Origin of the sequence: Nocardia yamanashiensis (assembly GCF_021183565.1) — a bacterium.
In the GTDB taxonomy this organism is placed as follows: domain Bacteria; phylum Actinomycetota; class Actinomycetes; order Mycobacteriales; family Mycobacteriaceae; genus Nocardia; species Nocardia yamanashiensis.
Map to the genome: position 1 here is coordinate 8,169,157 of NZ_CP089226.1, position 15,586 is coordinate 8,184,742.

11 protein-coding genes are annotated in these 15,586 nt (G+C 69.1%); 1 reads left to right on the forward strand and 10 read right to left on the reverse strand.

The genetic code is table 11. The features are described 5' to 3' along the window. Positions 1-13: 13 nt before the first annotated feature. The 6 genes from LTV02_RS37725 to LTV02_RS37750 all read right to left on the reverse strand — a co-directional run bounded on the left by LTV02_RS37725 (position 14) and on the right by LTV02_RS37750 (position 6,666). A complete protein-coding gene (locus tag LTV02_RS37725) occupies positions 14-466 on the reverse strand; it encodes a DUF742 domain-containing protein (protein ID WP_233036273.1) in 453 nt (150 codons plus the stop codon). After that, entirely contained in the window at positions 463-891 is a 429-nt protein-coding gene (locus tag LTV02_RS37730; RefSeq protein ID WP_067714740.1) for a roadblock/LC7 domain-containing protein, read from the reverse strand. The genes LTV02_RS37725 and LTV02_RS37730 overlap by 4 nt, the downstream gene beginning before the upstream one ends. Beyond that, entirely contained in the window at positions 888-3,671 is a 2,784-nt protein-coding gene (locus LTV02_RS39425) for a sensor histidine kinase (RefSeq protein ID WP_269821591.1), read from the reverse strand. The genes LTV02_RS37730 and LTV02_RS39425 overlap by 4 nt, the downstream gene beginning before the upstream one ends. A gap of 394 nt (positions 3,672-4,065) precedes the next feature. Further along, positions 4,066-5,058 (reverse strand): ABC transporter ATP-binding protein, encoded by a 993-nt coding sequence (locus LTV02_RS37740; protein ID WP_408639318.1) that lies wholly within the window; start codon positions 5,056-5,058, stop codon positions 4,066-4,068. After that, positions 5,055-5,870 carry an ABC transporter permease gene (locus LTV02_RS37745; RefSeq protein ID WP_233036274.1) on the reverse strand — a complete coding sequence of 272 codons (816 nt, stop codon included), beginning with the start codon at positions 5,868-5,870 and terminating at the stop codon, positions 5,055-5,057. The genes LTV02_RS37740 and LTV02_RS37745 overlap by 4 nt, the downstream gene beginning before the upstream one ends. Continuing rightward, positions 5,863-6,666 (reverse strand): ABC transporter permease, encoded by an 804-nt coding sequence (locus LTV02_RS37750; RefSeq protein WP_233036275.1) that lies wholly within the window; start codon positions 6,664-6,666, stop codon positions 5,863-5,865. The genes LTV02_RS37745 and LTV02_RS37750 overlap by 8 nt, the downstream gene beginning before the upstream one ends. A 131-nt stretch (positions 6,667-6,797) precedes the next feature. On the opposite strand from LTV02_RS37750, the gene ectB reads away from it, so the two are divergent. After that, positions 6,798-8,060, forward strand: coding sequence for a diaminobutyrate--2-oxoglutarate transaminase (gene ectB, locus LTV02_RS37755; protein WP_233036276.1), 1,263 nt, complete (start codon positions 6,798-6,800; stop codon positions 8,058-8,060). 107 nt (positions 8,061-8,167) lie between these two features. Here ectB and LTV02_RS39430 read toward each other — a convergent pair whose 3' ends face one another. From LTV02_RS39430 to LTV02_RS37775, 4 genes are all read right to left on the reverse strand, one after another. Further along, positions 8,168-10,162 (reverse strand): serine/threonine-protein kinase, encoded by a 1,995-nt coding sequence (locus tag LTV02_RS39430; protein WP_269821592.1) that lies wholly within the window; start codon positions 10,160-10,162, stop codon positions 8,168-8,170. A gap of 124 nt (positions 10,163-10,286) precedes the next feature. Beyond that, on the reverse strand, positions 10,287-12,236 hold the full coding sequence (locus LTV02_RS39435) for a serine/threonine-protein kinase (protein ID WP_269821593.1): 1,950 nt from the start codon (positions 12,234-12,236) through the stop codon (positions 10,287-10,289). Positions 12,237-12,248: 12 nt separating this feature from the next. Further along, complete coding sequence (locus LTV02_RS37770; RefSeq protein ID WP_233036277.1) at positions 12,249-13,298, reverse strand: hypothetical protein; 1,050 nt, start codon at positions 13,296-13,298, stop codon at positions 12,249-12,251. Between the two features lie 23 nt (positions 13,299-13,321). Next, complete coding sequence (locus LTV02_RS37775) at positions 13,322-15,565, reverse strand: serine/threonine-protein kinase (RefSeq protein WP_233036278.1); 2,244 nt, start codon at positions 15,563-15,565, stop codon at positions 13,322-13,324. Positions 15,566-15,586: the final 21 nt, after the last annotated feature.

The window sequence follows — 15,586 nt, forward strand, 5'->3', positions numbered from 1 at the left end:
CGGCGCGGTATCTTCAGAGGGCCCGAACAAGGTCTCTAATCCTTTCCAGAGCGGCGACCGACAGTTGGTTCGGCTCGTTCACCGCGGCATGGCCCGCCGAGACCAGGTCGCTGACCAGCACCCGCGCCACGCCGACCGGAACCCGCAGGGCGGCACCGATTTCGGCGATGGAGTGCGGGCGCTGGCACAGGCGCACCACCCGCTCCAGTTCGAAGTGCAGGGGCGCGGACAGGGCGGCCGGGGTGGCGCGCACCAGGGTTTCCAGGCGCAGGCCGTCCACCAGGGGGGTGGTACGGCCGGAGGTCATCATGAACGGGCGGACCACCTGCTCGTCCACTTCGTCTGCGGCGGAGTGCTTCTCGTCGCGCACCGCGTCGCCGCGCACCACCGGGAAGGCGCCGGTCCAGCCGGTGGTGTGGTGCGGCGCGATCATGCGCGGATCCGGTAACCGGTGCGAATCGTTCATCGGGCCAGCGACTCTCGTAATTCGGTGATCAACGCCGGGGTGAGCAGCGCTCCGGCGCGATCGGCCAGCACCGCCATCTGGTAGCCGACCAGTCCGACATCGGCGTCGCTGTCGGCGATGACGCCGATACAGCTGCCGTTGGCCATGGCCGACACCAGCAGGAAGCCGCGCCCCATTTCGATCATGATGAGTCGCAGGCCGTCGAAAGCGTAACTGCGCGAAGCGCTTCGGCCCAGGCTGGTCAGGCCCGACACGATGGCCGCGAGCCGGTCGGCCCCCGTCCGGTCCAGCCCGTCGGACATGGCCATGAGCAGCCCGTCGGAGGACACCGCGACGGTGTCGCGCACGCCGGAGGTGGTGCGCACGAAGTCGGCCAGCAGCCAGTTGAAGGTGTGCGGGTCGGTGTCGGTGTAGTGGGTGGTCACCTGCGGTCCTCCTGTGGAATCGATCCGGGTACTGGCGGCACGTCCCGCTCACCGCGCTGATGCCCGGCCCGGAACCCGGCCAGCATGCCGCGCACCGCCTCCGGAGAGCGTTCGGCGATCGGCGCGACGGGCCGGGCGCCCGTTTCGGGCTGGGCGCCACCCGGAGTGGCGCCCGAATTCTCGCGAGTCTTGCGCTCCCGCTTGACGAGACCGTTTCGCGTGCGTTGCACGCCCGGAACGGATTTCGCAACACCGTTCGCCACGCCGTTGGTGACCGCCCGGATTTCCGCGTCACCGGGTACCCGGCGCGCGCCGCGAGCCGCATCGCCGCCTGCCGCGTCGCTCGGTGGAAACGGGTCGTGCCCGACCCGAGAGTCATCGGCCCACAGCGGGTTTCCGGTGGCACCCGGATGCGCGCGCCGTTCGGCCGCGCCGTTCGGGCCGCCGGGCGACCTGCCCCCGTCCGCACCGCCCGAGCGGATCACCCGGGGCTGCTGCCCGGTGCCCGGATGGTCGAAAGCGGACACCCGTGCGCGGCCAGAGGAACCCGGCTCGGTCGACTGGGCATCACCGGCCGGGCCGGACGACGGCACGCGGCCGTTCGTGGCGACGGTTCGATCCGTGGGACCGCGGCGTCCGTCGGGATCGTCGCCGACCGGATCGGGCAGGGCGACGAGCTTGATCGGGTTGTCGCTCACCGGGATCGGGTAGGAGCCGGTGACGTAGTCGGGGCGGGTGGCGGTGGCGGGTTCGACGAGTGCGCCGTTGGTGATGCCGGCCGGAGTCTGGTCGGCGGAGACGGCGGTGTCGAAGGGGTCGCCCAGGGCGAAGGGGTCGGCGGGGCCGGGAGCGACGGGCGCCGAGCGGTGGCGGCCGGTGGGGTCGGGAGCGGTGAGCGCGTCCTGGACCGGCGGGGCGGCAGCGTGTTTGGCGTCCACCGGGAAGGAAGGCGCGGGGGCGTTGGGATCGGCCAGCAGGTCTGCGGGGAGGGTCATGCGGGCGACCACGCCGCTGGTGGGGGAGACGGTGAGTTCCACTTCGATACCCAGGCGGCGGGCGAGGCGGCCGACCACGAAGTGACCGAGGAAGCGGGTGGGGGCGACCAGGAAGTCGGCTTCGCCGCGCAGGCGGGCATTGGCGGTGGCGAGCTGGTCCGGCGGCATGCCGACGCCGTGATCGACGACGGCGATCATGTAGCGGGGACCGATGCGGCGGCCGTAGATCTCGACCTCGAGGTCCGGCGGGGAGAAGGACAGGCCGTTCTCGATGAGTTCGGCCAGCATGTGGGCGAGTTCGCTGACCGAGGCGCCGGCGATGGAGATCTCGTCCACCCGGCGCAGCACCACCCGGCGATAGTCGTCGACCTCGGACAGGCCGGCCCGGATCACGTCGGTGAGCGGGATCGGTTTGGCCCAGCGGCGCGGCGCGGATTCGCCGACCAGCACCAGCAGGCTTTCGGCATTGCGGCGCATGCGGGTGGCCAGGTGGTCGAGCTCGAACAGGTTGGACAGCGCGTTGGGGTCGAGTTCCTCGCGTTCGAAGTCGCTGATCAAGCCGAGCTGGCGGCGCACCAGGTTCTGATTGCGGCGCGCCAGGTTGGCCATCGACTCGGTGGTGTTGCGGCGCAGGCGCGCCTGTGCCGAGGCCAGTTCGTAGGCGGTGGTCTGCACCCGGTCCAGCGCGTGCGCCACCGAGACGATCTCCTCGCCCGCGCTCTCGGCCGCGCGCACGGGTTCCGGTGCGGGCGGCTCGGTTCCGGAATCGGCGTGCCAGGCGGCGATGAGCTGCGGCAGCCGCTCTTCGGCGACCGCGTCGGCCTCCTCGGCGAGCGCGGCCAGTGGCCGCACGATGGCACGCACGGTCGCCACCACCAGCCCCACCTGCGCGGCCACCGCGAACAACGCGGCCAGCACGTACAGCGTCAGCACCATGGCCGCGTCGCCGCGCAGTTCGGCGGCGCGGTCGCGGATCTGGCTGCCCACCGACTGCTTCACGCCGCGTTCGGCATCGATGACGGAGGACATCTGCTTCCACCAGGCGCGCGGATCGACCGGTTCCAGCAGCGGCCCGCGCACCGAACCGATGGCCACCGCCTCCGATTCCGCCGCCCGCACCGAATCATCGCTGCGCATGGCCGAATACAGCTGGGACCGCTGCCCCGGCGTGGCATCGCGCTCGAAAGCGCTGATCGCCGCCTGTTTCCCGGCCCGGATGTCCAGGAACTGCACGTATTCGCCGCCGCCGAACTCGCCCGCCGCGAAGACGCCGTTGAGGAAGCCGCGTTCCTGCGCGGTGAACTCCTTGACCTCACCGAGCGCGTACAGCGTCTGCAGGCCGCGCCAGAGCGAATCGTCGTCGGCCTGCTGCGCGCCCGGCCGCGCCTGGTTCAGCGCCAGAATCGCATTGGTGTAGAACGAGAACGAGGTGCTGCGGTCGCTGCGCCGCGCGTCCACGTCGGCGCGGTTGGCGCTCACCCCGGACAGCCGCGACAGCGCCGTCCGCACCTGATCGGACCCGGGCGCTTCCTCGGCGAGCGCCCGATTGAGCTGCTGCAGTGCGGCGTCCACGGCGGCGCGCTGCGCGGTCACGCTGTCGCGCAGCGAATTGTCGCCGCCGAGCAGGCCGTTGGTGAGACCGCGCTCGCGCTGCACCTCGTGCACCAGATCCTGCGCCGCCAGCGCCAGGTCGACCGAATGCGCGGTGGCGCCGGTATCGCGATACTTCTGCACCTCGCCGGCGATGATCAGCCCGAGCAGGGCCAGCACCAATGTCACCGACACGATCAGAATTCGCCGCAACCGCGAGCGAATGGTGCGCGGCCGGACGAATTCGGTTGCCGGAGTGAGCCTTCTGTTACCTCGCGGCAACGATTTGGCCGGACGCAGACCCACACTCACTCCTGAAAATCGGCCGCCGCGTGCCCGGCTGCACGGGCGTGCGGAGAATCATCAGCAACGTCGCACAGCCGGCCGGGTGCCGCAATTCGAGCGATGGCACTGTGGTGCGCGGAACTCCGGGCCGTATGCGCTATGACAAATCTGCTCATAAATGTGTGAGATGCAGATGTGGTCTCCGCATCGTGGGGGAAACAATGGAGTGAACAACGGCTCACGCCGCTCGCGCGGGCGGCCGTGAAGTGACTTATTCGCGAACTTCGTTCGATTTCACCGCGGTTCATTCCGCCCGGTGGAATACCGGCCCGGCCGCCTCGTAGATCCGCCGCACCACATCCTCGATATCGGGTTCCTCGATGGACAGGTCGCGCACCTCCGCCCGGGCCGATACCGCGGCGAGCAATTGCGCGGCGGTGGTGATCTCGGTGTCGAAGGCCAGCCGCTGCCGCATGCCCGCGCCCTCGCTGCCGAGCAGTTTGGATCCGGGCAGATCGGTGAGATCCGGGGTGGGCTCGGCCAGGTCGACGGTGAGCACCCGGTGCGCGCCGACGGTGGCGGCCAGCCCTGCCAGCGAACCGTCGTAGGCGAGGCGCCCGTGATCGACCACCAGCACCCGCTCGCACAGCCGCTCGATATCGCCCATATCGTGCGTGGTGAGCAGCAGGGTGGTGCCGCGTTCGGCGCGCTCGTACCGCAGGAACTCGCGTAATCGCTGCTTGGACAACACATCCAGCCCGATGGTGGGTTCGTCCAGAATCACCAGTTCCGGCGAATGCAGCAGCGCCGCCGCCACTTCCGCGCGCATACGCTGCCCCAGCGACAGCTGCCGCACGGGCGTATCGAGGGTGCCGCTCATTTCCAGCTGCTCCACCAGCTCCCCGGTGCGGGTACGGGCGGCGGCCGGTTCGAGGCGGTGGATGGCGGCCAGGATCGAAAACGATTCGCGCAGCGGCAGATCCCACCACAGTTGCGAGCGCTGCCCGAACACCACGCCGATCCGCCCGGCCAGTTCGCGCCGCTGCCGCACCGGGTCCAAGCCGCAGGTGCGCAGCCGGCCGGTGGTCGGCACCAGGATCCCGGTGATCATCTTGATGGTGGTGGACTTGCCGGCGCCGTTCGCACCGATGTACCCCACCGCCGCCCCGCGCTCCACCCGGAAGCTCATGGCGTCCACCGCGATGATCTCCTCGCGTCGCCGCCGCCAGCGCCCGCTCTTGCGGTGCAGTACGAAAGTCCTTGTCAGCTCTTCGATCTCGATGATCGGTACGCTCACCCGCCGCCTCCTTGATAGTGCCTGGTGCCCAGCCGCCACATGCACAGCGCGACCGCCCACACCCACACCGCCGCGAGCGGCGCGGCCCAGGCCAGCCCGGCCGGCAGTCCGGGCGGTCCGGGCAGCCCGAGCAGGGCGATGGCGGGCAGGTAGGAGGTGAAGGCCACCGGAATGAGAAAGCCGAACACGAGTTTCATCGGGCCGGGAAAGACCGAGGCCGGCTGCATGGACGCGTAGGAGCCGCCGTAGGTGAAGGAATTGGTCAGTTCCGATCCGTCGATGAGGAAGAACTGCACCCCGGCGGCGGTGACGAAAAGCCCGGCGAAGATGGCGATTCCGGACAGCAGGGTGAGTCCGAAGAGCACGAGATGCGCGGGCGTCCAATCGATGTCGTTGCGGGCCACGCCGAATCCGAGCACGGTGGCGGCCACCGCGATGCGCGCGATCCGGCGCAGCGCCAGATCGCTGGTCATCAGTTGCAGCAGCAGCGGTTGCGGCCGCAGGTAGAAGGCGTCCAGACGACCTTCGCGAATATAGGTGGGCAGCGTGTCGGCGTGCCCGACGAGCATGTCGGCGATCGCGAAACTGGTATTGCTGAGGCCGAAAAGCAGGAGCATGCCGTGCAATTCGAGGCCGCCGAGCTGGGGCACGTTATCGAAGATCACCCACATTTCGCCGAATTCCACCAGCCCGATGAGAAAGGCGCTGAAGACGTCGGCGGCGAAGGACACCGGATAGGCGCGCTGGGCGCGCAGCCGGGAGCCGATGACCGCGCGGTAGGGCGCGAACGCGGAGGGGCGGGCGTCAGCCACCCTGCACCTCCAGTTTGCGGCGGCCGGCACGCAGCAGCAATTGACCGGCGGTGACCAGCACGACCATCCAGCAGCACTGCACGGCAAGCAGTTCCACGGCCGCCCGGCCGGTCGTGCGACCGGACAGCACATCGATGGGCCATTGCAGCATGGACGGGAACGGGGTGGCGTTGGCCAGCGTGCGCAACCAGTCCGGGAACAGGTGCACCGGCGCGAACAGCCCGGCCAGGAAGGTGCCGAGGATCATGTGCAGCGCGCGCAGGCCGCGCGTCTCGACCAGCCAGAAACCGCCCAGGCAGACGGTGAACATGGACAGGTAGGACAGCGCCATGGCCAGTGCCATGCTGATCGCGCCCAGCACGTAGGGGCCGGGCGTGGCGGGGAAGGCGAGGCCGAAGGTGAGTGCGCCGAGCGCGACGCTGGGCAGTGCGCGCGGGATGAGGGTGGCCCCCGCACGGCCGAGATAGTCCGCGAGCCCGGCCATCTGGATGTCGATGGGCCGCAGGAAGTCGATGGCGACGTCGCCGGTGCGGATGCGTTCCACGATATCGGGCACCACCCAGAAGGCGATGGCGCCGAGTAATCCTTGTGAGAGCCAGATGTAGGCCCCGATGGTGCCGCTGTCGTAACCGCCGAAGCCGTTGCCGGTGTGTACCGCCGCGGTCAGCACGGCGGCGCGCACGCAGCCGAAGACCAGGTTGGTGACCAGCCCGGCGAACATGGCCAACCGGTATGTCGATTGCCGGCGGAAGCCCGCCTTGACCAGCTGCCAGTAGACCCCCACCGCACTGCGCACAAGAGATTGACATTACGGGTGCGGCTCGTTCGCGGCAATCGGTAAGCTCGGATTCGCCGAAAACGGTCCGCGCTCCGGTCTGCCAGTGATAGAAACGTCAGCGTTTCACTTGCTGACCGCTAGGACCACCGATGACCATCGCAGAGACGACCGTTTTCGAGACGCTCGAATCCAATGTGCGTGGCTACTGCCGTTCCTGGCCCACCATCTTCGACACCGCCCGCGGCGCGTGGCTCACCAATGAGCACGGCAAGGATTACCTCGACTTCTTCGCGGGCGCGGGGGCGCTCAACTACGGCCACAACAATCCGGTGCTCAAGCGCGCGCTCATCGATTACATCGCGAGCGACGGCATCACACACGGGCTCGACATGTCCACCGTCGCCAAAGCCCGACTGCTGGAAACCATCCGCGAGGTGCTGCTGGCGCCGCGCGGCTTCGACTACAAGGTGCAGTTCCCGGGTCCGACCGGAGCCAATGCAGTGGAGGCGGCACTCAAGCTGGCGCGCAAGGTGACCGGGCGCACCACCATCCTGAACTTCACCAATGCCTTCCACGGCATGACCCTCGGCGCGCTGTCGGTCACCGGCAATGCCGCCAAGCGCGCGGGCGCGGGCGTGCCGCTGGTGCACGCCACCCCGATGCCCTACGACGGCTATCACGCCGCGGGCGACGATCTGTCCTGGATGCGCGCGGCCCTGGACGATTCGTCCTCCGGTGTGGACAAGCCCGCCGCGGTCATCGTGGAGACCGTGCAGGGTGAGGGCGGGGTCAATGTGGCGCGGGCCGAATGGCTGCGGCAGCTCGCCGAAATGTGTTCCACGCGTGGCATCCTGCTCATCGTCGACGACGTTCAGATGGGTTGCGGGCGCACCGGACCGTTCTTCTCCTTCGAGGTCGCCGGCATCACCCCCGATATCGTGGTGCTGTCCAAATCCATCGGCGGCTACGGTCTTCCGATGGCCCTGGTGCTCATGCGCCCGGAACTGGACCAGTGGGCCCCGGGCGAGCACAATGGCACCTTCCGCGGCAACAACGCCGCCTTCGTGACCGCCGAAGCGGCGCTGCGGCACTACTGGTCCGACGGCGAACTGGAAGCCGCCACCCTGGTCAAGGGCGAACGCATCCGCGCTCATCTGACCGCCCTCACCGAAACCTTCGACGGTCTCAGTGTGCGCGGCCGCGGCCTGGTGAACGGCCTGGTCTTCGCCGACGCCTCGCAGGCCGCCAAGGTCTGCCGGGTGGCCTTCGACAACGGCCTGCTGGTCGAAACCGCCGGCACCCGGGACGAAGTCGTGAAACTGATGCCGCCGCTGACCATCCGTGAGGACGAGATCACGCACGGCCTGGGCGTGCTCACCCAGGCCGTGGAGACCGTGCGCGAAAACTACTGAGTCGCAACCAGACTCGGCGTTCGCGCCCACAGACGTCGGCCGCCGCCCACACCGGTGGCCGACCGGAGCCGGGTTCCCAGCTGCGGAGGGAACCCGGCTCCACTTATCTATCCGAACCTGTTGTGGAACCAGGCCAGCAGCTGTGCGTCGCCGACCGGGGCCTTGGTGGGATCGTCGGCGCTGGAACCGCACACCTGGATCTCCATCCGCGCCTCGGTCCGCACCGCCATCAGGCAGGAGATCGAGACGGGCGCCTTGGCATTGCTGTTGTCGGTGTAGGTGAAGCAGAAATACCGGCCGACGGTGCTGCTGCCCTTCTTCCACTCGCTGTCGGATCCGCTACCGCCGCAGGCGCGTCCGGCCGATCGGCTCAGATCGGCCTGATAGTTGCTGGTGGCCGTGGCGGCGTCCGAATAACCGAACAGCGACGCGGTCGGCGTGCCACGCGGACCGCTGCACCGCACCGCCGAACCCTGGAATCCGATGCCGGGTTCGAAGTGGCGGCAGACGCTGGTCGTGAAACCGCCGCCGGATCGCGTGATCATGTCCCGTTCGGTGGCGGTGAAGGCGTCCGGATCCGCGCTGTTGCCACCGATCTGCGCGACGCCGTACTTCGCCCAGAAATCGCGGTCGGCGGTATTGCCGGGCCCGGCCCAGAAGTACATCGCCATGACCAGCTTCTCCTCATTGGTGATGATCAGACTGGGCTGCGGCGCATCGGGATACACCGTGGTGTCGGAATAGCAGCTCTGCCGGCCGACCTCCTTGCCGCCGATCAGCGACGGCCCATCCTTGCCCGCCGCCTCGCCCGGGCAGTTCGTGCCCTTCAGGGAATCGACGGTCTGGTCGTAGTAGTTGTGCAGCGCGGTAGCGGATTTGAACCGGATGAACTGGGCGAGCGGGGTGTCCACCGCGCCGTTCGGCGCGCAGGAGAAGCCCGCCACGGTGGTCGAATCGGGGTCGAGGTGAGCGCAATTGGCGCGCTTGTAGCCGATGTTGTTGATCATCGACAGCAGTTCGATATCCGCGCCGCGCAGCGCGGTCGCATCGGCCACCGCGTTACCGGAGCCGGTGCCCTGCCAGAACGCCCAGCCCGCGAATCCGGTCGAGGCCGCGAGCAGGGCGATCACGCCGAGCAGCGCGGCGAGCCGGCGGCGACTCCGGCGCGGGGGAGCCGGCGGCGCGGTCGCGGGCGGTTCCAGGCGTTCGGTCGCACCGGTCGGCCACGGACCCGAATGGTGGTTCCGCACACCCGGATTCGATTGCCCGCCCAGAGCCGCCCGCGCGGCCGCCGCCAGTTCTCCCGCGCTCTGATATCGATCGTGCGGATTCTTGGCCAGGCCGCGCGCGACGACGGCATCGAACGCCTCGGGCACGCCGGGCCGCAGACCGCTGGGCCGCGGCACCGGATCGAACAGGTGGGCGCGCATCAGCTGCACATTGCTGTCGCCGTGGAACGGCGGTGCGCCGGTGAGACATTGGAACAGCACACAGGTCAGCGCGTACACATCGGCGGCGGGGCTGAAGTCGCGGGCGCTGAATCGTTCGGGCGCCATATAGCGGAAGGATCCGACCGCGGTGCCGTCGCTGGTCAGCTGATCGTCCGTACTCGACTGCGCGAGACCGAAATCCACCAGGTAGGCGAAGCCGTCGCGGGCGATGAGGATGTTGTCCGGCTTCACATCCCGATGCAGCAGGCCCTCGGCGTGCGCGGCGTCCAGGGCGGATGCCAGCTGCTCGACCAGACCTACCGCGCGATCCGGGGCGGCGGGCCCGGCGCGTTCGAGGAGCGCGCGCAAGTCCTCGCCCTCGACCAGCCGCATATCGATGTACAGGTGGCCGTCGATCTCCCCGTAGTCGTGGATGGGGATCACGTGCGCTTCCCGAAGTCGCGCCGCCGCATGCGATTCCCGCTGGAAGCGCTGCCGGTACACCGGATCGTGGGCCAGGCGTTCGGGCAGCACCTTGAGCGCGACCACGCGATCCTTGACGGTGTCGTAGGCGCGGTACACCTCACCCATGCCGCCGCGGCCGATCAATCGGTCCAGGCGATACGGGCCGAATCGGGCGCCGACGGTGATGGATCGAGGCTGACTGGTCATGGAATCCCTGCTTTCCACCTGGCCGCGTGAAGGTTTTGGAACCACGCGCACAGTCCGCCTCGCTGCCGTCGGCCCCATCGTCGGAGATATCGAGCGGCGCGCTCGGGGTGTAAACGAGACAGGATTATTGGAAGTTGGTCCGGAACCAGGCCAGTAGCTCGGCGTCGGTCTTGGGACCCGCTTCGGGATAGTCGTGCTGGTGCGCGCAGATGACGTAGACCAGGCGCTGGTCGGTATGCATCGCGTGCAGGCACGGGCGCGCGCCGTTCTCGAAGGCGTTGTTGTTCGCGCAGAAGAGGCGGCCCAGGGCGGTGCCCGACTTACGCCATTCGGTGTCCTTCGCGGAACTGCCGTCACAGGCGTGGCCGGGCAGCTGGCTCAGATTGCTGTCGTAGAAGAGGCCGGCGGAACGGGCGGATTCGACGCCGAAGACAGCCACCAAGGACGGTCCGCCGGCGGGTGCCCCGCAGGCGACGAGCGCGTTGACCAGCGGACTCACCACGGCTTCGGTGTGTGCGCAGGTCGAGCGCGTGTACTTGCCGGTGCGGGCGAGCAGGTCGATGTCGGCCGGTTCGAAACTGTCCGGATCGTGGCGTTCGTCGGCGGCGACGAACTGCGCGTAGTTGTACTTGGCCACGTAGTCGCGCAGTGCCGTGTTCGCGGGTTTGGCGTAGGTGTAGACGGCCATGGTGAGCAGTGACTCGTCGGTGACCGCCAGCGCCGGTTGCGGGGCATCGGGATGCAGGCTGCGGTCGACGAAGCAGGCTTGGCGTCCGACGACCTTGCCTTTCACCGTGAGTGGGCCGTCCTTGCCCGCGGGCTGGTCCGGGCAGGCCGTGGCCTGCATCGTGCCCAGCACCGCGGTCGCGTAGACACTCTGCAGCGCCTCGATGCTGCGGAAGCGCCAGAACTGCCCGAGCGGCGCGTTGGTCGCGGCGTGGGCGGAACACCAGAACATCGACACGACCGTCGCGGGCGGTTGGGTGTGGTAGCACCGCGAGCGCCGATACGAGTATTCGGAAACCATGGGCAGCAGTTCGAGATCGGCGACGCTGAGTGCCGAGTCGTCGGCCAGCGCTGTGCCCGGCGCCGACTGCTGCCATTTCGCCCAGCCCGCGAATCCGGCGGAGGCGATCACCAGCAGTAGCACCGTCAGCAGCGTGGCGGCGCGCCGGGCGCGGCGGGCGAATCGTGGCTTGGAGGCCGGAACCGGTTTGTTCGCAACGGGTTCGGTCCTGCCGCCGAGCGCCGCCCGGGCCGCCGTCGCCAAGTCCCCGGCGCTCGCGTAGCGGTCACGCGGCTCCTTCGCGAGGCCGCGTTCGAGCACCGCGTCGAAAGCCGGTGGGACGCCGGGGCGGACGCCGCTGGCGTGCGGGATGGGGTCGAACAGGTGAGCCCGCATCAGATGCACGTTGGTGTCGCCCGGATACGGCCGGCTGCCGGTGAGGCATTCGAACAGCACACAGGCCAGGGCATAGACATCGGCGGCCGGGGTGTAATCGTGGGAACTGAACCGTTCGGGGGCCATATAGCGGAACGAGCCGACGGCGGCCCCGTCGGTGGTGAGCGAGGTGTCGGTGGCGGATTGGGCGATGCCGAAATCGACCAGGTAGGTGAACCCGTCCCGGGTCAGCAGGATATTGTCCGGCTTCACATCCCGGTGCATGAGACCGTCGGCGTGCGCGGCGTCCAGGGCGGCGGCCAGTTGCTCGATCAGCGTGACCGCGCGTTCGGGGGTCAGCGGCCCGACGCGCTCCAGCTGATCGCGCAGATTGTCGCCCTCGACCAATCGCATGTCGATGTAGAGGCGGCCGTCGATCTCCCCGTAGTCGTGAATGGGGATGACGTGCACCTGCCGCAGCCGCGCGGCCGCATGCGACTCGCGTTGAAAACGCTGCCGGTACAACGGATCCTGCGCCAGGCGCTCGGGCAGCACCTTGATCGCGACGACGCGGTCCTTGACGGTGTCGTAGGCCTGATAGACCTCGCCCATCCCGCCGCGCCCGATCAGCCGATCGAGGCGGTACGGGCCGAATTGCGAACCGACCGTGAGGGTTCGGCGCTGCTCGTTCATGTCGTGCTGCCTTTACCCGAGGCTTCGCTGGAACCAGTCGTCCAGTTCCCGCTCCGATTTGGGACCCAGATGCGGGTCCGCCGCTTGCAGGGTGCAGAAGATGCCCATCGTCCGGTACTCGTCGGGCAGGCTGATCAGGCACGGCCGTGCGGTCACCGGGTCCTGATAGCAGAAATAGCGTCCGACCTGATGGCCCTGCTGCCGCCAGATCCCGTCGGCGCGGTCGGCCCCGCCGCCGCACGGGTGACCGGTGAAATCAGCGAGGTTCTTCTGATACAGCTTGGTCGCCGCATTGCGGTCCCCGAACCCCAGGAACACCGGCTTCGGTGAGCCGTTGGCGGTGGCGCAGTAGATGGCCGCGTTCGCGCCGAACCCCACCGGTAGTCGCCCACGCAAGCAATTGGCCGGCCGCCAGTCCTTACCGAGATTGCCGAACAGCTCCCGGTCGGCCGCGGTGAAGTCGTCCGGATCGCGGGCCTCGTCGGCGCGGCGGTACTGCCAATAGTCCTGCCGCGCTTCCCAATCCCGCAGCGGCTGTTCGGAGATGTCGTTCCAATAGAAGATGGCCATGGCGGGGATCTCGACATTGGTGATCGCGAACGCCGGGCGGGGGCCGGGCCCCATCTTCTCGTTGAAATAGCAGGTGCGGCGGCCGATCTCGACGCCATTGCGCATCGACGGGGCGTCCAGGCCGGGCGGATCACCCGGGCAGGCACTGGCTTTCGTCAATCCGAGCAGCGCTTCGTAGTATTCGCGCATCTTGTCGGCGGTGTGGAAGCGCCAGAAACGCGCGGCGGGATTGGCGGCGTCGTAGTTCGCCGCGCAGGAGGTGATCGCCACCGAATCCGCGTCGGTGGCCTCGTGCACGCAGTTCGAGCGCTTGAAGCCGGGCCGCTCCACATAGGCCAGCAGGTCGATGTCATTGCGCTGCACCACATCCGGCAGCGGCAGCGCGTGCCCGGCGGCATCGGGGCGGGTGCTCGCCCAGCCGGCGAAGAGCACGGCGGTGAGCAGCAGGCCGCCCGCGCCGAGCAGGACCGCGATCCGTCGTCGTCCGGTCATCCTGTGCACCCCCTCGAACCCCGCTAGCCGAACGCCTTCTTGAAGTAGGCGAGTAGCTCGTCCTCGGTCGCCGGACCGTGCTCGGGGTGATCGGCGGGCATGGTGCACAGGTGGGCCAGCAGCCGCAGCCCGTCGTGCAGCGCGATCAGGCAGGTGGCCGGCGGGGTGGAGGTGGTGTCGGTGTAGCAGAAGAAGCGGCCGATGGGCCCGGACTTCTTGCGCCACACGTCATCCGGGCCCGTCCCGCCGCAGGCGTGGCCCGGGAACTGGGCCAGGTCGGCCTGGTAGAGCGAGTCGGCGGCGGCGCGGTCGGGGAAGCCGAACCAGGTTTTGACCGGGCGGCCGAGTTCGGTTCCGCAGGTGACGACGGCATTGGCCGGACCGGCGGGGACGTCGGAGTGGCGGCAGTTGCGCGTGCTGTAGTCGTCGCCCGCGTGCTCGAGCACATAGCGGTCCGCATCGGTGAACACGTCCGGGTCCTGCGCGGCCTCCGGGGTCCGGAACTGTCCCTGATCGTTCTTGGCGCGATAGTCGCGCAGCGCCTTCTGATCCTTGTCCCAGAAGTAGACGGCCATGGCCGACACCGTTTCATTGGTGAAGACCAGGCTGGGCTCCGGATTGTTCGGCGAGACGGCCGTATTGTCGAAACACGTGCGCCGCCCCACCACCTTGCCGTCCACCGACGACGGCGCGTCCACGCCCGCCGGATCGCCCGGGCAGGCGGCGGGATGCAGCCCGGCCAGTACCGCGATCTTGTACGACTCCTGCATGGCGGCCACCGAGCTGTAGCGCAGGAAACGGGCCCGCGGCGCGGACGAGGCCGCGTTCGCGGTACAGCTGAAGATGGCGACGGTGTCGGCGTCGGACTGTTCGTGCCAGCAGTTCCACCGCTTGTAACCGGTGCCGCTGGTGAGCGCCAGCAAATCGATATCGGCCCCGCGCAAAGCCGTGCCGTCGCCGCTCGCCACCCCGGTTTTGGTCTGCTGCGACCAGCCCCAGCCCGCGAAACCGACTGCCGCGCACACCAATACGATCACCCCCAGCATCGCGGTCAACCGGCGCGGCCGCCCGCGCCCCGGCCCCGGGGACCCGCCCGGGCCGTTCGGGGCGGATGATCCCGCGCCGTCCGGAACAGATAATGACGAGTCCGGTTCCCGTTGCCCAGCGTGCGGTCCGGCTGACGGACCGTTTCCGGCGGGGACCTGCCGGACCCGCGCGGTGGGTGCGGTGAGCGCGGCCGGCGCCACCGGCCCGGTGAGGACCGTGGCCGCGCTCGCCGCGGTGGGGACGTCGAGCAGGGAATCCGGCGGGGCCGCGGCGGGGTCCGGTTGTACGGAAGTGGTTGCGGCCGGGGCGGATTCGACGGCGAGCGGACGCGCGCCGGAGCCGTCGGTGGCGTGCCCGGTCCAGGTGCCGGGGCCGGGCGGGGCGCCGGTGAGGGCGGCGCGGGCGGCGGCGGCCAGTTCGCCGGCGCTCGGGTAGCGCTGCTCGGGGACCTTCGCCATACCGCGCGCGATCACCGGGTCGAAGGAGGCCGGGACGGTGGAGCGCACCAGGCTGGGGCGGGGGACCGGATCGAACAGGTGCGCCTTCATGATCTGCGCGTCGGTCTCGCCGGAGAACGGGCGGGTGCCGGTGAGGCATTCGAAGAGCACGCAGGCCAGCGCGTACACATCGGCTGCGGGGGTGAGGTCGCGGACGGTGAACCGTTCGGGGGCCATGTAGCGGAAGGAGCCGACGGCATTGCCGGTGCTGGTCAGGCTGACATCGGTGCTGGACTGGGCGATACCGAAGTCCACCAGGTAGGCGAAGCCGCCCTTGGTCAGCAGGATATTGTCCGGCTTCACATCGCGATGCAGCAGTCCGTCCGCATGCGCCGCGTCCAGCGCCGCCGCCACCTGCTCGATCAACGTCACGGTCCGTTCCGGCGATCCGGGCCCGGAATGATGCAGCAGCTCGCGCAGGCTCTCCCCGTCCACCAGCCGCATGTCGATATACAGCCGCCCCTCGATCTCCCCGTAATCGTGAATGGGGATGACATGCGCTTCCCGCAGCCGGGCGGCGGTCCGGGATTCCCGCTGGAACCGCTTGCGATACACCGGATCCTGCGCCAGGCGCTCCGGCAGCACCTTGATGGCCACGACCCGGTCCTTCACCGTGTCGTAAGCCTCGTACACCTCGCCCATGCCCCCGCGCCCGATCAGCCGCTCCAGCCGGTACGGCCCGAACCGCGATCCGACGGTGAGCGGGTGTTGCGGACTGGTCATGGTCGTCCTCGGCTCCTCGTC

Coding starts and splice junctions, on each gene's coding strand:
- LTV02_RS37775 (WP_233036278.1), bottom strand. CDS start 15,565: ATGACCAGTCCGCAACACCCGCTCACCGTCGGATCGCGGTTCGGGCCG.
- LTV02_RS37770 (WP_233036277.1), bottom strand. CDS start 13,298: ATGACCGGACGACGACGGATCGCGGTCCTGCTCGGCGCGGGCGGCCTG.
- LTV02_RS39430 (WP_269821592.1), bottom strand. CDS start 10,162: ATGACCAGTCAGCCTCGATCCATCACCGTCGGCGCCCGATTCGGCCCG.
- ectB (WP_233036276.1), top strand. CDS start 6,798: ATGACCATCGCAGAGACGACCGTTTTCGAGACGCTCGAATCCAATGTG.
- LTV02_RS39435 (WP_269821593.1), bottom strand. CDS start 12,236: ATGAACGAGCAGCGCCGAACCCTCACGGTCGGTTCGCAATTCGGCCCG.
- LTV02_RS37725 (WP_233036273.1), bottom strand. CDS start 466: ATGAACGATTCGCACCGGTTACCGGATCCGCGCATGATCGCGCCGCAC.